We start from the raw sequence: 18,232 nt of genomic DNA, 5'->3' as shown, positions 1-18,232 counted from the left end.
GGGTAAGGCCCCCAGCTAGACGACTGGGTTGATAGGCCGGAAATGTAAGCCCGGTAACGGGTTCAGTTGACCGGTACTAATAGGCCGAGGACTTGATAACAAGGCTGCTACGCGTCCACTGTGCAACTCTGAACAAACACCAAACAACCCCCCACTGTGTGTTGTGTGGGTGTGTGTGTTGTTTGATATGTTCATAGTGTTACGGCGGTCATGGCGGAGGGGAAACGCCCGGTTACATTCCGAACCCGGAAGCTAAGCCCTCCAGCGCCGATGGTACTGCACTCGGGAGGGTGTGGGAGAGTAGGACACCGCCGGACAATCTTTGGTTGAGGCCGACCCTTCGGGGTCGGCCTCAACTGTTTTCACGCCCCGAACACGCCACCGGGCCGCCCCGTCCGCTCTGCTGCCGATTTCGGTCGGCAACAGCAGTCGCGGTTCCTGGCGTTCTGCGATCCGCCCAGGCCTGCGCAGCCCCGACGATACTGCGACCGTATCGACGAATGCAGATCGCCCCCATTTTTGTTGACCTTTATTGCGTCGTCATTCTGACATTCATGACTCTTTTTCCGTTGTCTCGGGAAGATGTAGTGGATGGACGAACTGACCAACCGGAAGCAGTCGTCGTCGGATCCGGGCCGGCCAGCAGAAGCCGAATCGTCGACGATCCGGGTCGTCGTGGTGGGTCCACCGGGCCTGTTGCGTACCGCGCTGGCAGCGGTGTTGGCCGCCGCCCCCGGGTTCGAGCTGGCGGGGGAGAGTGACCCCGACCACCAGGTCACCGATCGGGTCGTCACCCGTCGTCCGCACGTGGTCCTGGTCGACCTGGACGGGATCGACGACCCGGCCGTCCTCACCGGACGGTGGCACGCCAGGGTGCCGGAGTGCGCCGTGGTGGTGTTGACGTCCCGGCGGACCGCGCGGGTGCTGCGGCGGGCGCTCGGGGCGCGGGTGCGGGGCATCATCGCCAAGGACGTCCCGCCGCAGGAACTACTGGCTCAACTGCGGCTGGTCGCCGAGGGCAACCGGATGATCGACCCGGTGACCGCGCTGGCCGCGCTCGACGCCGCGGTCAACCCGTTGAACGAGCGGGAACGGCAGGTGACCGCCGCAGCTGCACGCGGTCTGTCGACCAAGGAGATCGCCGCCCACCTGCATCTGGCCCCCGGCACCGTCCGCAATCACCTGTCGGCGGTGCTGGGCAAGACCGGTGCCCGCAATCGTTGGGAAGCTGTCCTGCGCGCCCAGGACGCAGGCTGGATCTGACCAACCGTGAGAAGGGGTGTCGGTTCAGTTACGAGTTCAATAAGATTCCCAACCGTGCGTCATGGGTTGCGCACATTTCGTCAACACCTGCTTGATCTCGGGAGTTGCTTATGGTCCGCACACTGCTCGCTCTCCAGGGCGGGCTGCTTCGTGGCGCCCTCGCTCAGGTGCTCTCGGCCGAGCACGACATCCAGATCGTCGGCGAGGTGGACAGCCCGCACCACCTACGCGCTGCGGTCCGGGCCGAACGCCCCGACGTGGCCGTGATCGAGTTCGACATGCTGACCGTGGCGGAACTGATCCACCTGGCGACTGCCGACCCCGGTGCCGACCCCATGGCCGGTCCCGGAGCGGGGGCCATCGGCCGGGCCGACACCGTGACGGCGGGTTGTGGTCCGGTGGCCACGGACATCGCCGGTGCTGCGTCCCTGCGGCAACGCACTGCTTCTCCGGTCACCCCCGTAGGGTCCCTGCTGGTCCTGGTGGAGCAGCGGCGGGCCGGGCGGCTCGGGTCGGTGCTCGCCGAGTACGGGAACCGGATCGGCTTCCTCAGTCGGGACGTTCCACCCGGGCGAATCGTCGATGGGGTGCGCCAGCTCGCCGAGGGCCGGGTCGTCCTCGATCCGGATCTGGTGGTCGCCGCCCTGGAGGTCGCCGCCAGCCCGTTGACCAATCGGGAGCGTGAGGTGCTCGACGTGGTCGCCGAGGGGCATCCGGTCCAGGAGATCGCTGATCGACTGGTGCTGTCGACCGGGACGGTGCGCAACCACCTGTCGCGGATCATGGCGAAGACCGGGGCCCGGACCCGTTGGGAGGCGGTGCGTATCGCCCGCGAGTCGGGCTGGCTGTGACCCGTCCGCCCTACCTCGTTGCCCGCCCCGCCTCGTCGCGTGGTGCAACCCCCGGTGACGACCCGGCACCGGCGGCCTACGCGGCACCCCCCGCTCCGGTCGTCGACCCCGTTGCGGTCCGGGCTGTCGCATCCGACCCGGCCCGAGCCGTCGCCACCCTCGCGCCCCGGACCGTCCCGGTGCGGGGCGTCCTGTCCGTCCCTACGGCCGGTTCCGTCCCTGGCTTCGACGCCGGGCCGGTCCCCGCCTCGCCGTCCGGTGTCGTCCAGCAGGTGGCGATCGCCGGCGGCTCGTCCTGCGTCTCGCCGTAGCCGACCAGGGCGCGGTAGGCCGCCGAGCGGGTGAGCAACCCTTCGTGGGTGTCCAGCAGCGCGGTCCGTCCGTCCAGCAGCAGGACCTGCCGGGCCCGCAGGGCCGAACTGACCCGGTGTGCGATGACCACCAGGGTCCCCGGGCGGGTGGCGAAGACGCTCTCCAGTCGGGCCTCGGTCGCCGGGTCGAGGTGGCAGGTGGCCTCGTCGAGGATGATCAGCGGGGCGGGGGAGAGCCAGGCCCGCAGCAGCGCGACCTGCTGGCGTTCCCCTGCGGACAGTTTCCCCGGGCACAGCAGCGCGTCGTGGCCGCCGAGCCGGGCCAGCAGCCCGGTCAGGCCGAGCCGGGCCGCCGCCCGGTCGACCGCCTCGTCCGGCAGGCCGGGCGCCAGGTAGCCGAGGTTGTCGCGCAGCGTGCCGGTGAAGACATACGCCTCCTGGGGGATGAGCACCCGCCGGTCGGCCAGCTCTCCCGGTGTGGCGCCGGTCACCGGCAACCCTGCGACGTGGATGGTGCCGGACTGCGGATACAGCACCCCGGCGATCAGACCCGCCAGGGTCGACTTGCCGATCCCGCTGGCCCCGACGATCACCAGGTGGTCCCCGACGGGCACGTCGAGGTCGAGGTGGTCGAGCACCGGGTCGGCGTGGGGGCCGTACCGGAAGGTCACCGCACGCAGCGACAACGCCGTCGCGGCCCGCCGCGCTCCGGGGGGCGACCATCCGGGCGGGCCGGCGGCGGGCCGGCAGTCGTCAGGGGGGACAGCAGGTGCGGCAGCGGCCGGGCCGGCGGGCCGTGGCGCGGCGGGCCGGCCGCCGGTGGTGCCGGGGGGTGTGGTGTCCGCCGGTGCGGCGGTACGTAGCAGCCGGTCCAGGGTGACCGCGAACCGGAGGCCACCGGCAGCCACCCCCTGCACCAGGCTGTGCAGCGCCGGCTGCACCCCGCGCGTCACGTAGACCAGCGCGCCGAGCACGGCACCCGGCCCCAGGCCCTGGCGGACCAGCCAGGGCGTGGCCAGCAGCAGCACCGGAACGGGCAGCCAGCCGCCCAGTGCCAGGCTCAGACCGCGCGTCGCCGCCATGGTGGCCAGCCGCCGCTCCACCCGGGCCTGGGCGTCGACGGACCCGCCGACCCAGCCGGTGACCTGGTCCCGTGCGCCGCTGGCGGCGACGTCACGGTGGCCGGTCACCGCAGTCACCACGGCCCGGCCCAACTGCTCGTCGGCCTGCACGTACTCCCGTTGCCGGGTCACCATCACCGGCAGTGCCACGGCGAACAGGACGAGACCGGCCAGCACCGGCACCGCCACCACCAGGGCAACCGGGGCGGCCAGCGAGAACAGACCGAGCACGGCGGCGCCGAGCGCGAACAGGAAACCGCGTACCACCATCAGGAGACCGGCGTAGGTGTCCCGGACCAGCTCCACCTGGTGGGTGAGGCGGGCGACCGCCGCATTGTCGGCCCGGCCGCCGGCCGCAGCGGCGACCGCGCCGCGTACCACCCGGCGGAGCAGGTCGTCGCGGAACGGCTCGACCACGGCCCCGAGCAGCGCGTACGACCGGTGGGTGCCGGCCGCGCCGACCAGCACCGCCAGCCCCAGCAGGGCCAGCCAGGCCAGCCCGACGTCCGGCCGGCCGGCCAGGAAGCCGCTGTCGACGGCACGGGCGGTCAGCAGCCCGGACAGGGCCGCCGGGAGCACCTCCGCCGCCGACCAGCCGGCCAACCGCCACAGCTGCGCCCGCCGGGCCCGCAGCGCGGCCCGGGTCACCCCGACGACGGTGCTCACGACCGGAACACCTCCCGGTAGTCGGGGTCGGCCCACAGCGTCGGGTGCGGGCCGACCGCCCGGACCCGACCGCCCGCCACCCACGCCACCAGGTCCGCGCGGGCGGCCATGCCGAGCCGGTGACTGACCACCACCCGGGTACGCCGGTCACCGGGGCCGGTCAGCGCCCGGGTCACCTGGTATTCGGTGGCGGTGTCCAGGCTGGACGTGGCGTCGTCGAGGATGAGCAGCCGTTCGGCGCGCAACGCGCGGGCCAGCCCGAGCCGCTGCCGTTCACCGCCGGACATGGCGACCTCGGCCAGCGGGGTTCCGTACCGGTCGGGCAGCCGTTCGACGAAGTCGTGGATGGCGGCGGCCCTGGCCAGCGGCACCGGGTCCACGCCGACCCCGACGGCGGCGCCCACCGTGTCGCCGACCAGCACCGGCCGTTCGAACCCGTAACCCACCGCGGCGTGCAGGGCTGCCGGGGCCAGCTCCGGCAGCGGTACGCCGTCCAGGAGCACCACGCCGTCGTCGGGGTCGCGCAGCCGGCCGGCGACGGCGGCGAGCAGGGACTTGCCCGCACCCGAGGCACCCACGACGGCCAGCAGGGTGCCACCGGGCACCCGCAGGTCCACCCGGTCGAGCAGGGCCCGGCCCTCGGCGTCGCGCACGGTGACACCGCGCAGTTCCAGGGTGCCCGGCCCGGGTGGCAGGGCCCGGGTGCCGTACGGCCGGGCGGGTTCGGCGAGCACCTCGGCGGCCCGGCGGCAGCCGGCGCGTACCCGGACGGCGGTGTTCAGGGCGGCGACCACGGTGCCGAGGCCGGCACCGAGCGCGGCGTACTGGATGGCGGCCAGCAGTTCTCCGGGTGTCAGCCGGCCGGCGGTCAGCGACAACCCACCGACGGCGACGATCGCGACCTGGAGCAGCGGGTTGAGCACGGCACCCCGGGTCGCCGCCCCGGCCAGCACCGTCCAGGTGCGCGCGCCGTGCCGGTGCAGCGCGGCGAGGGGGGTCAGCACCCGGTCGACCTCCCGTTCGCCGGTGCCGGCGGCGGCGATGGTGCGCGCCCCGGCGAGGGTCTCCACCAGCCGGCCGGCGAGGTCGCCCTGGGCCTGCTGGTAGCCGGCGACGGCGGCGGAGGCGTCGGCGACGAAGCCGCGCAGCAGCAGGGCGAGCAGCAGCAGGCCCAGCACGAAGGTGACGCCGAGCCACGGGTCGATCAGGGTGAGCGCCACCAGGCTGCCCACCGGCGGCAACGCCACGGTGGCGGCCGTGACGACCGTGGGCGCGGCCTGCCCGGCGTCGGCCACCTGCCCCACCACCCGGCCGGCCAGGTCACCCACCGGGCGGCGGGCGGCGGTGCGCGGGTCGAGGGCGAACAGGTGCCGGACCAGGGTGTGCCGCAGGTGCGCCACCGACCGGGCGGTGGCCGCGCCGGTGCCGTAGTCGCGGATGACGCCGACGACGACCAGCAGGGCGACCAGGGCGGCGACGGCGGCCAGCCAACGGCCGGGGGAGGACTGCGGGGCGGCTCCGACGGCGGCGTCGACGGCCCGTCCCAGCACGGCCGGCAGGGCCAGTTCGGCTGCGGTGCCGGCCACGGTGACCACGGCAAGCGTCGGGGTCCACCAGCCGGCGGCGCGCACGGCCCGCAGCAGGAGCCGGTCGTCCGGTGTCATCGCGCCCCTTCCCACGCCGCGCGGCCCCGGACCGGCAGGTGCCGGTCCGGGGCCATGCGATACCGGTCGATCAGTTGCAGGTGGTGACGCTGAGCGAGCTGTCGCCGCAGAGCAGCAGGCTGGCCTGGCTGCCGCCGCCGGTACGCTCGGTGGCCGGCAGTTCCATCGCCTGGAGGTCGAGCAGAGCCATGGTCTTACCTCTTTCTGTCGTCATTGGACGTGCCTGGTGGTGAACCTCGTCGGGTCGTCGGGTCGACGACCGTCGGCTCAGTTGCAGGTGGTGACGCTGAGCGAGCTGTCGCCGCAGAGCAGCAGACTCGCCCGGCTTCCGCCGCCGGTACGCTCGGCGGCCGGCAGCTCCATCCCCTGAAGGTCGAGCAGGGCCATGTCTTTCCTCCTTTCCACAGGTGTCGGGTCGGGTGGCCCCGGGGTGACCCCCGGGGAGCGGGTGGGCCGTCAGTCGGCCGGGGTGGTGTCGGTCGGGCCCAGCAGCGGCAACCGCACCGGGTCGGTGGGCCGGCTGGCCGCGACGGCGGCCAGCACGCCGGCGGTGCCGGTGGCCAGGTCCATGGAGAGCCGCAGCAACTGGTCGCCGGGGAAGGCGGTGCCCTCGGCGTACGGCAGGGCGTGCCAACCCAGCAGCCGGGCTTGGGCGTGGGCCACCTCGTGCTCGCCCCGGCCGGCCAGGTAGGCCACGATGCCGGCGCGTCCGGCGAACAGTCCGGACTGGGCGTAGAACGGGAAGTCGGCGCAGCGGCGGATCTCCTCGGCCTGCTCGGCGAGGCCCTCGTCGGGCCGGTGACGCAGGTAGCGGTCGAGCACCAGTCCCACCCCGACGCTGCCCTCGGCGAGGTACGGCATGGTCCGCCAGCCCTCGTTGACCTCGAGGTGCCCGTCGTCGCGGCGGACGCACCGGCGCAGGTCCTGCCGTAGCGCGGTGGCGGCGTGGTCGAGTAGCCGCTCGTCGGGTTCCCGTTCGTGCCGGCCCAGCAGCATCAGCGCCACCCCCGCCCCGCCGCGCATCAGTCCCGCGTACGGGTGCCGGCCGCCGCTGACCTCGGCCACCGAGTCGACGTCGCCGAGCCGGTCGACGACCAGGTCGACGGCGTGCCGGGCGGCGGCTTCGTAGCGTTCCTCCCCGGTCAGGCCGGCGAAGTGGGTCAGGTTCAGCGCGATGCCGGGCAGCCCACCGACCAGGTCGTTGCCGAGTTCCGGCCACGGTTCGTCGAGGCAGCGGTCGAGCAGCCGGCGGGCCTCGTCGCGGTGCCCGAGCAGGTCCAGCACGTACGCCACCCCGTGCAGCCCGTCGAAGAAGCCGAGTCGGCTGCCGGAGGCGGGTTCCCGGACCCGGTCGATCAGCCACCGGACGTGGCGAGGGTCGACGGGGGCGCCGGTGGCGTGCAGCGCCCAGAGCACCCCGGCCGCGCCGTGGGCGAGGTTCAGCCCGCCGTCGTTGCCGCTGAACTGCCGGATGTCGCCGGGGAAGAGCCGGTCGTCGCGCTGGGGCGTGGCGCTGGCGGTGATCGCCCGGACCAGCCGGTCGCGCAGGCCCGGCCAGTCGTCCGGGTCGATGCGCACCACGTCCGGGTCCAGCCGGGCCCGGGTGGCCGTGTCGGGAGGGGTCGCCGCGTCGGGTGTGCCGGTGGTCGGTGGGTCGCCGACGATCACCGCGACGGTTTCGTCGAGCACCGCCCGGTCGACCGGGAAGTGCTCGGCCACCACGTCGGCCAGGTGCGCCGCCTTCGTCGGGGCCAGCCGCAGCATCGCGGTCAGCGGCAGGAACAGGGCCAGCCGCAGGCAGGCCAGGGCGTACCGGTCGACGTCGGGGCCGACCCGGTCGCGGGGCGCGGCGAACGCCTGGTTGCGCAGCGCCGGGCGGCTCGCCTCGGCGGCGGGTGCGGCGACCTCGAAGTCGATCAGGGTGACCGCCCCGTCGTCGCCGACCATGATGTTGAACATGTGCAGGTCGCCGTAGACGATGCCGTGCGCGTGGATGGCCTCGACCGCCTCGGCGACCTGCCGGTGCACGTCCAGCGCCCAGCGGGTGTAGCCGGCCCGGTCGGCGTCGGGGTGCACCAGCGGGTAGCGCTGCACCACCTCCTGGTTGAGCGGGCGGCCCTCGACGAACTCCAGGGCCAGGAACTCGTGCCCGCCGAAGCTGAACTCGTCGTGCACCCGGACCAGGTGCGGGACGTCGGCGAGTTGGCGCAGCACCTCGGCCTCCCGGCGCAGCCGGGTCACCGCGTCCGCCCCGGTGGCGTCGAGGCCGGCGTGCGGGCGGGCCTCCTTCAGCACCACCCGGGTGTCGGTCCGGGTGTCCCGGGCCTCGTACAGGCCGCCGCCGTTGGAGAAGTGGACGACCTTCTCGATCCGGTAGGGCAGCTCGGTGGTGCTGGCGGCGTTGCGGGCGGCCAGGTGCGGGGCGAGGAAGTCCGGCAGGGTCACCCAGTCGGGCAGGTGGAACACCGGGTCGCGGCGGTCGGGGACCAGGGTCCCCGTGGCGTCGGCGATCGCCGGCACCACCTGACCCTCGGGTGAGAGGCAGTAGCGGGCGGCGAAACCGCCGTAGCGCAGGTAGACCGGGCCGTCGCCGTAGCGCAGGTCGCTGAGGATGTAGGGCCCCTGCTCGCCGTCGAGCAGCGCCGACAACTCCTTGGCGGTCAGCTCCAGCTCGGCGTCGTCGCGCGGGTAGACGGTGACGAACTTGCCGCTGCCGCCGCGGCGGGCGTACTTGCTGTTGCGCATCAGCAGCATCCGGGGGCCGCGCAGGTGCTTGAAGGGGATGCCGCGCGGCTGGCAGTAGTCCATCACCTGGGTCAGCACCCGCTCGGCGTTGTCCAACCGGGCCGAGACGTGGATCTTCCAGCCCTGGGCGGGCAGGGTGCCGCCGACCGGCGCGTGGATCAGCCAGTCGTCCTTGACCTCGGACTCCCAGCCCGCCGGCTGCGGGCGGTCCGCGGCGTAGCCGATGCCGGTGGCGGTGGCGCTCGCGCTGGACAACGAGTCGTAGAAGAGCGGGTCGACCGCGCAGTACGCGTCGTATCTGTCGTCCATCTCGGCTGCCTCCCATCCCCTGATCGGTTGATGTCAATCCTGCGATCAGTGGGCCGTCGGGCACAGTGCGATGCGTCATCGACCAGCGGTGAGATTCCGGGCGGAAACTCGTGACAATGGCGGAGTTTGAAATCGTGAATACGGCATCACCTGCGGGGCGGCGCAGGTGGACACCCCCGGGCGGTCAGCGCCGTGCCGGGGCGGCTGCCCCGATCCCGGCCCCCTGCGGGCGACGTGGTCGGTGCTGACCACCCGGGCACGCCGACTCCGCGCGTCGCCGGTCGGGCGACGCGCGGAGCCGTGCGGGAGTACGCCGGCCGTGCCACGACCCGGTCGGCGTCGGTGGCCCGGCTGCGTCGCGGGCCGAGGTGTCGTCAGACGGTGTAGAGGACCTTCACGCCGCTGACGGTGGTCGCCGAGACGGCGGTGCCCCGGACGTTGGAGTTGAGGTTGCGCCAGCCGTTGTTGCTGGCGGCCTCGTGCACCAGGCCGCCGACCACGGTGTAGATGATCTTCACGCCGTTGAAGCTGATCGCGGCGAGGGCGTCGGAGTTGACCCCGGAGATGCCGGTCCACAGGTTGCGCCAGCCGTTGTTGCTGTTCGCCTCGTGCACCAGGCCGTTGACGACCGTGTAGATGTATTTGACGCCGTCCATACTGATCACGGCCAGGGCGTTGTTGCTGACGCCGGAGATGCCGGTCCACAGGTTGCGCCAGCCGTTGTTGCTGGCCGCCTCGTGCACCAGGCCACCGACCACGGTGTAGATGATCTTCACGCCGTTGTGGTTGATGGCGGCGAGGGCGTTGTTGCTGACCCCGGAGATGCCGGTGTTCAGGTTCTTCCAGCCGTTGGCGCTGGACGCCTCGTGCACCCAGCCGCCGACCACGGTGTAGATGTACTTGACGCCGCCCACGTTGATCACGGCGAGGGCGTTGTTGCTGACGCCGGAGATGCCGGTCCACAGGTTGCGCCAGCCGGTGTCGCTGGACGCCTCGTACACCCGGCCGTCGTTGACCGTGTAGAGCAGCTTGTTGGTGCCCATGACCATGGCCGCGGTGGCCGAGCCGGTGATGCTGTTGACCGGCAGCATCTGCCAGCCGCTGTGGCTGCCGGACTCGTACACCTGGCGGTTGGCGGCCTGACCGCAGTTCTGGCTGGTCATGTTCCGGGCCGGCGAGGTGGGGCCGGAGACGTAGAGCGGGCCGGTGGACGGGCTGCCGTCGGAGGTGATGCCGGAGGGCACGCCGTTGAAGTACGACTCGGTCTTGACGCCGTCGCGCACCTGCTCGTAGTGCAGGTGCGGGCCGGTGGAGTTGCCGGTGCTACCCACCCGGCCGAGCTGCTGGCCGGTCGACACCCACTGCCCGGCGCCGACCATCGGGGTCTCGATCATGTGCAGGTAGAGCGTCCGCCAGCCGTCGCCGTGTTCGATGACCACGTACCAGCCGCCGCTGCTGCCCCAGCCGGCGAAGGAGACCGTGCCGCTGGCGGAGGCGAGGATCGGGCGGCCGTTGCTGGCCCCGCCGGTGAAGGTCAGGTCGATGTCGTAGTCGTCGTGACCGTAGTAGGTGGCCATCCGCCAGGTCTCGCCGCAGGGCACCGGCATCTGGAAGTTCGGTCGGGGGCCGGCGGCCTGGGCCGGGGTGGTCACGACGGCGGCGGTGCCCGCGAGCGCGAGCACGGCGACGCCGGCGGTCGCGAGCGTCAGCCGGGCGGTGGCGAGGAGTCGGGTGAGTGGACCCGTCATGCGCGGTTCCCTCCAAAGTGGAGTGTGGGGTTGAAGGATGTCGATCCTACGGTCCCGAACCCCGTCCGGAGGGTCCGCGCCGCTCAGCCGACGGCGACCGAGACGGCGACGACCACCATGATCACGGCGATCACCCCGTCGATGACCCGCCAGGCCGCCGGATGGGCGAGCACCGGACCCAGCCGGCGGGCACCGAGCCCCAACCCGGCGAACCAGGCCAGGCTCGCCGTCACCGCTCCGGCACCGAACGCCCACCGGTTCGGGTCCTGATGGGCGACCGTGCCGAGCAGCACCACCGTGTCCAGGTAGACGTGCGGGTTGAGGAAGGTGAACGCGAGGCAGGCCAGCAGTGTCGCGCGCAGCGTGGCCGGCGGACGGTCCAGCGGGGTGAGAGTGGTCGGGCGCAGGGCGCGGCGGGCGGCCAGCACCGCGTACCCGAGCAGGAAGGCGACCCCGCCCCACCGGACCGCGGCCAGGACGGCGGGCGTCCCGGTGAGCAACGCCCCCAGGCCGGCGATGCCGGCGGCCATCAGTGTGGCGTCGCCGGCCACGCAGATCGCCACCACCGGGAGTACGTGCTCCCGGCGCAGCCCCTGGCGCAGCACGAAGGCGTTCTGCGCCCCGATGGCGACGATCAGCGCGAGGGAGAAGCCGAAACCGGCGAGCACGGAACCCATGGCGGCCAGGCTAGGGCGGGCTACTCCCACACTCCAGCTAAAGATTCTTCAGTAGCATTAGAATTGCTCATGTCACTCGACCCGGTCCAGCTGACGACCTTCCGGGCGGTCGTCACCCACGGCAGCTTCGACGCCGCCGCGCAGGCGCTGCGCGTCACCCCCTCAGCGGTCAGCCAGCGCATCAAGGCCCTCGAACGCGCCGTCGGGCAGGTCCTCGTGCGCCGCACCCGGCCGTGTGTGCCGACGGAGGCCGGAGCGCCCCTGATCCGCCTCGGTGGGCAGGTGGCGCTGCTCGAACAGGAAGCCCTCGACGCCGCGCGCGGCGCCCTGCGCGACCACACCCGGGTCACCGTCGTGGTCAACGCCGACTCCCTCGCCGGCTGGTTCCTACCGGCCCTGACCGCCGTCCCCGACGTGCTGGTCGACCTGCGCACCGACGACGAGGCGCACACCGCGCAACTGCTGCGCGACGGCACCGTGATGGCGGCCGTCACCACCGAACGCACCGCCGTGCAGGGCTGCCGGGTCCTGCGCCTCGGCGCGCTGCGCTACCTCGCCGTCGCCACACCCGCCGCCCACTCGGCGCACTTCGCCGACCGTGAGCCCGCCACCGCGTTCCCGACCGCGCCGATGATCCGCTTCGACCGCAAGGACACCCTGCAACACCGCTTCGCCCGTACGCTCACCCGCCGCGACGTCGACCCGCCGACACACTTCGTGCCGGGGACGGCCGCCTTCACCGAGGCGATCCGGCTCGGCCTCGGCTGGGGACTGCTCCCCGAGGCCGTCGCCCGGCCCGACCTCGCCGCCGGTCGCCTCGTCGACCTGGCCGCCGGCCGGCACCTCGACGTGCAGCTCTACTGGCAGTGCTGGCGGCTGGAATCCACGGCGCTGACAGCGCTGACGGCGGCGGTCCGGGCTGCCGCCAGCGCCGCGCTGTACTGACCGGACCCGAGGATGGGCGGGCGCGTCGTGGTACCGGTCGGGACTGGTGGGCGGTCCGGCCTGGCGACGAACACGGCGTAACCGTCGTCCAGCCGCTGGCACAGCATCGGGTGTACCCGGGCCGGTCACTCCCGGCGGTGACGGTGCACCACCTGCCGTCCCCGGCGGAACGCCCGTTCAGCCGGGCACCGACCCGGCGACGAAAGTCCTGCGGTACGCCTGCGGTGACACTCCACTGCGCCGCTTGAACTGGACCCGGAAGTGCGCCGGTGAGGCGAAACCGACGAGGTGGGCGATCCGGTCGACGCCGTGGTCGGTGCGTTCCAGCAACTCCTGCGCCCGGCGGACACGCACGGCCGCGACCCACTGCATCGGGGTGAGGCCGGTCTCCTCGTGGAAACGGCGGTTGAGCGTCCGCACGCTGAGCCCGGCCCGGGCGGCCACGTCGGCCAGGGTCAGCCGCTCGTCCGCGTGCGACTCCAACCACTCCAGGACCGGGCCGAGACCCACCCCGGCGGGGTCCGCACCGGGGCGCACGATGAACTGCGCCTGTCCGCCGTCGCGGTGCAGCGGGGCCACGGCCTGCCGGGACGCGTCGGCGGCGACCGCCGCCCCGTGGTCACGGCGGACCAGGTGCAGGCACATGTCCACGCCTGCGGTCGCCCCGGCGGAGGTGACGAACTGGCCGGTGTCGACGTACAGCACCGCCGGGTCCACCCGGACGGCAGGGAACATCGCCTGGAACCGCTCGGCGGCGGCCCAGTGCGTGGTGGCCCGCCGACCGTCGAGCAACCCGGCGGCGGCCAGGGTGAACGCGCCCACGCAGATCGAGGCGATCCGGACGCCGGCGGCAGCGGCCGCCCGCAGCGCGTCCAGCACCGCAGCGGGCAGTGGCGCGGCCGGGTCGTAGCGGCCCGGCACGATGACGGTGTCGGCGTCGGCGAGCGCGTCGAGGCCGTGGTCGACGGCCAGCCGCAGCGGGCCGGCGTCGACGACCGGCTCGCTGCCGCAGACCAGCACCCGATAGCCGGCCCGGCCGCCCGGCAACCGCACCCGGCCCAGCACCTCGATCGGGGTGGCCAGGTCGAACGCGATGGTGCCCGGGAGCGCCAGGACCAGCACGGTGTGCACAGCGGCACCTCCTTCGGATCGACGGCGGGCACCCCGCAACGTGCGGGATGGCAAGAAGCCGTCGGGCAATGGCAATCCTGCCACTGGCCGGCGGCTGCGGCGAGGCCGAGGATCGTGGACATGCCGATCCAGATCGTGTTGTTCGACGGGTTCGACCCGCTCGATGTCATCGCGCCCTTCGAGGTCCTGGCCGCCGGCGCCGATGCCGCCGGGAGTGCCCTGACGGTGGAACTCGTCTCGGTCGAGGGCCCCCGGGAGGTGGTCGGTGGCACCCGCGGCCTGACGCTGCGAGCGACCGCCCGGCTGGACCCGGCCCGGCCCGGCTACGTCGTGGTGCCCGGTGCCAGCGGACCCACCACCGGCGACCCCGACGAGGGCGTGGCGACGATTCCCGTGCTGCTGTCCCGGTTCGCCGACTCGGCGGCCGTACCGCTGCGCGCCGCCCTCGACAACCCCGACGTGACGGTGGCGGCCGTCTGCGGCGGGTCGCTCGCCCTGGCCATGGCCGGCCTGATCGAGGGCCGCCACGCGGTGACCCACCACCTCGGCATGGACGCGCTCGACGCCACCGGCGTGCACGCGGTGCCGGCGCGGGTCGTCGACGACGGCGACCTCGTCACCTCGGGCGGCGTCACCTCCGGCCTGGACCTTGGCCTGCACATCCTGGAACGGGAGTTCGGCCCCCGGGTCGCGCACGCCGTGGAGACCCTCTTCGCCTACGAGCGACGCGGCACCGTGTGGCGTGCCGCCGGCCGGTAGGTGTGGACCCCCGCCTGCACCGGTCGCGTAGGTCGAGCTCGCCCGGGTCGGCGGTCGGCGGGGTGAGGCCGGGACCAGGCCCGATGATCTTCGGGGGGAGACCCGGCGGAGCGGGGGGAGAGCCGTCGGAACCCATCACGCGCCTCCTGAGTGAGATCGGCTTGAGGTGGGAGGTGGATCAGGCGGCGGGGATGCCGACGACCTCGACGTCGACGTCCTCGGTGCGCAGCGCCTTTACCGCCCGGTAGAGCGCCACCTGGGCGAAGGTGAACAGCGTTCCGACGGTGACTGGCCGGCCGCTGCCCAGGGCGATCGCGTAGATCACTTTGCGGGGGCGGAAGTCCCCGCCGATCTCCCGACCGTTGGGCTGCCGGCGGACCAGCTCGGCCAGCCGCTCCCGGGCGTCCGTCTCGTAACGCAGGGCGTCCACCGAGGCGGCACCCTGGGCGAAGAGGTGGCTCAGCGGGGAGCTGCCGGAGGCGCGCTTGACGTGGATCAGCTCGCCGTCCGGGCCGAGCAGGTCGCAGGCCTCGATGCCGCGCCGGTGCTGAGCCGTGCGGAGCAGCTTCTTGTCCAGCAGGACCAGGCGGGGGTCGCGGTCGGCGGCGGCCCGGTTGTAGGCGTCCTCGTCGGGCAGGTCAGGCGTCCACGCTGGTAGGGCGATGCCGCAGGGGCGGGCCAGGATCTCGGCGATCTCCTGGTGCAGGAACTCGCGGTGCCGGTCGCCGATCTCGTACCAGCCGCCCTCGTGCAGCAGCAGGTGACTCGTGCCGACCGTCACCTCGGCGGTGATCCAGCGGGAGGCCGGCGTGGAGAGCGGTTCCCCGGCGCCGCCCGCGTCGGTGTGCAGGGTGATCCGTCCCCGCTGGAGCCCGGACCACCGGTCACCGGCGGGTACCCGACGGGTGTGGGCCAGCAGGGCCGGCAGGTTCAGCTCGGCCACGAGCGAGGTCCGCCGGCCGGACCTCGGGACCTGGATCCGGTAGGACCGCACCGCCTCGATGTCGTCGACGAGACCGCCGGGGACGGCCACCCCGAGCTGCGCCGGATCCGGCTGGCCGAGCCGCGCGTCCAGCTCGGCGGCGAGCGCGGGCAGCCGGGGGTCCCGGGAGGAGACCGGCCGGATCTGGGTGACGAAGGCCAGGTCGGCCAGCGGGAACTCCTGCCGGCAGACCCGGTCGATCTCCCGCAGGTCGGCGAGCAGCCGGGTGGGCTGCACGGCGAGGTGGATGCGCAGCGCGTCGCCGCCCTCGATCCGGGTGGGCCGGCCGGTGCGGCGGCACACGGTCAGGTTCGGGTTGTGGGCCGGTCCGCTGAGCTGGCCGACGATCTCGCCCCACTTGTCGATGCCGAACTTGCGGATGGGCTGGCCGGCCGGGACGAGGCTACGGTCCACCCGTCCGCTGGTGCCGATCATCCGCCGCCGGACCTGGCGGATCTCGCTGGGCAGCAGCGCCCGGACGGCGAAGGAGACGCCGAACGTCGGGTCGACCACGCCCTGGTCGATCATGTGCCGGCCCAGCGTGCCGTAGGCGAGGGCGTACGCCCGGTCGTCGACGGCCAGCAGGAGCAACCCGCCCCCGCTGCTGTGGCCGAGGTCGACCTCGCGGCCGGTGAGTGCGGTGAGGACGTCGCACCAGTCGGCGCGGGGTCGGGGCACGGTGCCGTGCACCAGCAGGGCGGGCGCTCCGGCGACCTGCCGGGTGTTGACCGGGAAGCCGCTGTCCACCAGGTACTGACGGTTGAGCGCCCGGGTCAGGCCGGCGGCGGTCGGATCGACCCGGAGTCGGTAGACGGTCGTCAGGTAGGTCCCCGGCGGTGGTGCGGGCACCGGGTGCGCGAAGAGGGGAGGCTGGGTGTTGCCGGGTCGGCGGGAGTCGTCCCGGGCACCGGGGCGGGTGGTCGGTCCGGTCATCCGGTGGTGCTGGGCGTGACGCATCTTCGAACTCCTCCTCGTGGTGCGGGGTGTTGCGGGGAACATGTTCACATTATCCGTGAACACTGTCAACGGACAAGATGTTTGACTGCTGTGGCATCATGCGAAGATGCAGGAGACACCGACCGTGACGGCAGCGGAGATCGCCCGGCTCGCCGGGGTCGGCCGGGCCGCCGTCAGCAACTGGCGCAAGCGGCACCCCGACTTCCCCGCCCCGGTGGGTGGCTCCGCGGCCAGCCCCGAGTTCGACCTGATCGAGGTCGAGCAGTGGCTGCGCGGCCAGGGCAAGCTGCCCGAACTCGACACCGCCGAGCGGCTCTGGCGACACCTCGCGGCGGCCGGCGACTCCCCGGCCGCCGCCCTCGCCGCCGTCGGCGCGAGACTGCTCGCCCGCCACCGCCCTCCCCGGGAGACCACCCCGCCTCCCACCGACCCGCAGCCCGATGCGGTGCCGCCCGCCGGCCCTTGGTCCGCCGCCCTACCGTCCGCGGACTCGCTTCCCGCCGCGCTGCTGGCCGACCTCGACGCCCTCGCTGACGACCGGGGCGCACCGGACGCCTTCGACGAGCTGTGGCAGCGGTTCTCCGGCCCCGGCCCCGGCCGGCCCCTCGCCACCCCGGACGACCTGGCCGACCTGATGGTCGGGCTCGCCGCCGTGGATGGCGGCAGTGTCCTCGACCCGGCCGTCGGCTCCGGGGCCACCCTGCGGGCCGCCGCCCGCGCCGGCTGTGCCGCCGCCTACGGGCAGGAGATCGACACGGACCTCGCCGCGCTCGCCGGACTGTGGTTGGCCCTGCGGGACGTGCCCGGAGAGGTGCGCATCGGTGACTCGCTGCGCGCCGACGCGTTCGCCGGCCAGCCGGTCGACGCCGTCGTCTGCCACCCCCCGTTCGGGGCCACCAACTGGGGCGACGACGAGCTGGGCCACGACCCTCGCTGGATCGTCGGCACCACCCCGCGTACCGAACCGGAGCTGGCCTGGGTGCAGCACGCCCTGGCGCACCTGCGGGTCGGCGGGCACGCGGTGCTGTTGATGCCGCCCACGGTGGCCAGCCGCCGGGCCGGCAAACGCATCCGTAGCGAACTCCTGCGCCGAGGCCACCTACGTGCGGTGATCGCGCTCCCGCCGGGGGTGGCCGGGTCGCACGGCGTACCGCTGCACCTGTGGGTGCTGCGGCGGGCCGCGACGGACGCGCCACCCCCGGCCCGGATGCTGCTGGTTGACGCGGCCGGCGGCGACCTCGCCGAGACCGCCCCCCGGGTGCTGGGCGTGTGGCGGGCCTTCGACGCCATGCCGGACGCCGAGGTCGACCAGGCCGGTTTCGCCCGCACGATCCCGGTGATCGAGCTGCTCGACGACGAGGTGGACCTGACGCCCGCGCGCCGGCAACCGGCCGTCGGCAGCGAGGTTTCGGGGGAGCAGTTGACACGCACCCGGGAGCGGCTGGCCGCCGTCGTCGCCGCACTGCCGGCGCTGATGCCGCCGGCCACCCCCGCACCGGACGGGACGGCCGGGCAGTTCCTCACCGTCGGGGAGCTGCTCCGGGCCGGCGCGCTGCACCTGCTCGGACCGGTGCGGGCCGGTGTGTCGGAGCCGGCCCCGGACGGGCCGCCCGTGCTCACCGTCGGGGACGTGCTCGCCGGTGCGCAGGCCTCCGGCCGGATCGACGACCGGTACGGCCAGCAGATCCCCATCGAGGTGGGGGACGTGGTGGTGCCGGTGGTCGCCCAGCAGCTCACCGCGCGGGTGATCACCACGACGGGGACGCTGCTGGGGCGCAACCTCTATCTGTTGCGGCCCGATCCGGGGGCGCTGGACCCGTGGTTCCTGGCCGGGCAGTTGCGCACGTCGGCCAACGAGAAGCAGGCGTCGAGCCTGTCCGGGACACTGCGGTTCGACATCCGGCGGGCGTCGGTGCGTCGGCTGGGTCTGCCGGAGCAGCAGGCATACGGCGAGGCGGCCCGGCGGCTGGACGACTTCGAGCGGGCGCTGCGGCTGGCGGCGACGCTGGGGGCGGAACTGGTGCAGCTCACCGCCGACGGGCTGGCCCGGGGTGCGATCCGACCGACGTGAGCGGTCCCCGCCACCCGGAGGTGACGGGGACC

Annotated in this window: 14 protein-coding genes and 2 rRNA genes; 7 read left to right on the top strand and 9 right to left on the bottom strand. The window is 73.5% G+C overall.

Annotation, left to right across the window (positions count from 1 at the left end; genetic code table 11):
• The 4 genes from AB0K25_RS22515 to AB0K25_RS22500 all read left to right on the top strand — a co-directional run.
• Positions 1 to 100: ribosomal RNA gene (locus AB0K25_RS22515) — 23S ribosomal RNA — on the top strand; the annotation flags it as partial.
• Positions 101 to 200: 100 nt separating this feature from the next.
• Positions 201 to 317 (top strand): 5S ribosomal RNA (gene rrf / locus AB0K25_RS22510).
• Positions 318 to 591: 274 nt separating this feature from the next.
• Entirely contained in the window at positions 592 to 1,263 is a 672-nt protein-coding gene (locus tag AB0K25_RS22505) for a response regulator transcription factor (RefSeq protein WP_363822462.1), read from the top strand.
• 110 nt (positions 1,264 to 1,373) lie between these two features.
• Positions 1,374 to 2,114, top strand: a complete 741-nt coding sequence (locus tag AB0K25_RS22500; RefSeq protein WP_255597586.1) for a response regulator transcription factor — start codon at positions 1,374 to 1,376, stop codon at positions 2,112 to 2,114.
• Positions 2,115 to 2,190: 76 nt separating this feature from the next.
• On the opposite strand, the gene AB0K25_RS22495 is transcribed toward AB0K25_RS22500, so the two are convergent.
• From AB0K25_RS22495 to AB0K25_RS22465, 7 genes are all read right to left on the bottom strand, one after another.
• Entirely contained in the window at positions 2,191 to 4,212 is a 2,022-nt protein-coding gene (locus AB0K25_RS22495; protein ID WP_363822459.1) for an ABC transporter ATP-binding protein, read from the bottom strand.
• A complete protein-coding gene (locus tag AB0K25_RS22490; protein WP_363822456.1) occupies positions 4,209 to 5,876 on the bottom strand; it encodes an ABC transporter ATP-binding protein in 1,668 nt (555 codons plus the stop codon). The genes AB0K25_RS22495 and AB0K25_RS22490 overlap by 4 nt, the downstream gene beginning before the upstream one ends.
• A gap of 70 nt (positions 5,877 to 5,946) precedes the next feature.
• The gene (locus tag AB0K25_RS22485; RefSeq protein WP_067312693.1) at positions 5,947 to 6,066 is read right to left on the bottom strand and encodes a SapB/AmfS family lanthipeptide; all 120 of its coding nucleotides are present in this window, start codon (positions 6,064 to 6,066) and stop codon (positions 5,947 to 5,949) included.
• Between the two features lie 77 nt (positions 6,067 to 6,143).
• Positions 6,144 to 6,263, bottom strand: coding sequence for a SapB/AmfS family lanthipeptide (locus AB0K25_RS22480; RefSeq protein WP_088647629.1), 120 nt, complete (start codon positions 6,261 to 6,263; stop codon positions 6,144 to 6,146).
• Positions 6,264 to 6,332: 69 nt separating this feature from the next.
• Positions 6,333 to 8,930, bottom strand: a complete 2,598-nt coding sequence (lanKC, locus tag AB0K25_RS22475; RefSeq protein ID WP_363822453.1) for a class III lanthionine synthetase LanKC — start codon at positions 8,928 to 8,930, stop codon at positions 6,333 to 6,335.
• Between the two features lie 374 nt (positions 8,931 to 9,304).
• Entirely contained in the window at positions 9,305 to 10,678 is a 1,374-nt protein-coding gene (locus AB0K25_RS22470) for a M23 family metallopeptidase (RefSeq protein ID WP_363822450.1), read from the bottom strand.
• 83 nt (positions 10,679 to 10,761) lie between these two features.
• Positions 10,762 to 11,355: a LysE/ArgO family amino acid transporter gene (locus tag AB0K25_RS22465; protein ID WP_357538351.1), complete on the bottom strand. Its 594-nt coding sequence runs from the start codon at positions 11,353 to 11,355 to the stop codon at positions 10,762 to 10,764.
• A 69-nt stretch (positions 11,356 to 11,424) separates the two neighbouring features.
• Between AB0K25_RS22465 and AB0K25_RS22460 the strand changes: the two genes are divergently transcribed.
• Complete coding sequence (locus AB0K25_RS22460; protein ID WP_363822447.1) at positions 11,425 to 12,300, top strand: LysR family transcriptional regulator ArgP; 876 nt, start codon at positions 11,425 to 11,427, stop codon at positions 12,298 to 12,300.
• 177 nt (positions 12,301 to 12,477) lie between these two features.
• Here AB0K25_RS22460 and AB0K25_RS22455 read toward each other — a convergent pair whose 3' ends face one another.
• Complete coding sequence (locus AB0K25_RS22455) at positions 12,478 to 13,431, bottom strand: helix-turn-helix domain-containing protein (protein WP_357538355.1); 954 nt, start codon at positions 13,429 to 13,431, stop codon at positions 12,478 to 12,480.
• Between the two features lie 120 nt (positions 13,432 to 13,551).
• On the opposite strand from AB0K25_RS22455, the gene AB0K25_RS22450 reads away from it, so the two are divergent.
• Positions 13,552 to 14,190 carry a DJ-1/PfpI family protein gene (locus tag AB0K25_RS22450; RefSeq protein WP_219462182.1) on the top strand — a complete coding sequence of 213 codons (639 nt, stop codon included), beginning with the start codon at positions 13,552 to 13,554 and terminating at the stop codon, positions 14,188 to 14,190.
• Positions 14,191 to 14,368: 178 nt separating this feature from the next.
• On the opposite strand, the gene AB0K25_RS22445 is transcribed toward AB0K25_RS22450, so the two are convergent.
• Complete coding sequence (locus AB0K25_RS22445) at positions 14,369 to 16,129, bottom strand: DUF6119 family protein (protein ID WP_357538358.1); 1,761 nt, start codon at positions 16,127 to 16,129, stop codon at positions 14,369 to 14,371.
• Positions 16,130 to 16,235: 106 nt separating this feature from the next.
• Between AB0K25_RS22445 and AB0K25_RS22440 the strand changes: the two genes are divergently transcribed.
• Positions 16,236 to 18,200 carry an N-6 DNA methylase gene (locus AB0K25_RS22440; RefSeq protein ID WP_363822443.1) on the top strand — a complete coding sequence of 655 codons (1,965 nt, stop codon included), beginning with the start codon at positions 16,236 to 16,238 and terminating at the stop codon, positions 18,198 to 18,200.
• The last annotated feature ends 32 nt before the right edge of the window (positions 18,201 to 18,232 follow it).

Source organism: Micromonospora sp. NPDC049257 (genome assembly GCF_040678915.1).
Taxonomy (GTDB): Bacteria; Actinomycetota; Actinomycetes; order Mycobacteriales; family Micromonosporaceae; genus Micromonospora; species Micromonospora antibiotica.
Note: the sequence above shows the minus strand (reverse complement) of the source record. Positions and strands in the feature narration are given on the sequence as shown.

Excerpts from the sequence above, each read along its gene's own strand:
- AB0K25_RS22505 (WP_363822462.1), top strand. The coding sequence starts at position 592 with ATGGACGAACTGACCAACCGGAAGCAGTCGTCGTCGGATCCGGGCCGG.
- AB0K25_RS22500 (WP_255597586.1), top strand. The coding sequence starts at position 1,374 with ATGGTCCGCACACTGCTCGCTCTCCAGGGCGGGCTGCTTCGTGGCGCC.
- AB0K25_RS22490 (WP_363822456.1), bottom strand. The coding sequence starts at position 5,876 with ATGACACCGGACGACCGGCTCCTGCTGCGGGCCGTGCGCGCCGCCGGC.
- AB0K25_RS22485 (WP_067312693.1), bottom strand. The coding sequence starts at position 6,066 with ATGGCTCTGCTCGACCTCCAGGCGATGGAACTGCCGGCCACCGAGCGT.
- AB0K25_RS22480 (WP_088647629.1), bottom strand. The coding sequence starts at position 6,263 with ATGGCCCTGCTCGACCTTCAGGGGATGGAGCTGCCGGCCGCCGAGCGT.
- lanKC (WP_363822453.1), bottom strand. The coding sequence starts at position 8,930 with ATGGACGACAGATACGACGCGTACTGCGCGGTCGACCCGCTCTTCTAC.
- AB0K25_RS22470 (WP_363822450.1), bottom strand. The coding sequence starts at position 10,678 with ATGACGGGTCCACTCACCCGACTCCTCGCCACCGCCCGGCTGACGCTC.
- AB0K25_RS22465 (WP_357538351.1), bottom strand. The coding sequence starts at position 11,355 with ATGGGTTCCGTGCTCGCCGGTTTCGGCTTCTCCCTCGCGCTGATCGTC.
- AB0K25_RS22460 (WP_363822447.1), top strand. The coding sequence starts at position 11,425 with ATGTCACTCGACCCGGTCCAGCTGACGACCTTCCGGGCGGTCGTCACC.
- AB0K25_RS22450 (WP_219462182.1), top strand. The coding sequence starts at position 13,552 with ATGCCGATCCAGATCGTGTTGTTCGACGGGTTCGACCCGCTCGATGTC.
- AB0K25_RS22445 (WP_357538358.1), bottom strand. The coding sequence starts at position 16,129 with ATGCGTCACGCCCAGCACCACCGGATGACCGGACCGACCACCCGCCCC.
- AB0K25_RS22440 (WP_363822443.1), top strand. The coding sequence starts at position 16,236 with ATGCAGGAGACACCGACCGTGACGGCAGCGGAGATCGCCCGGCTCGCC.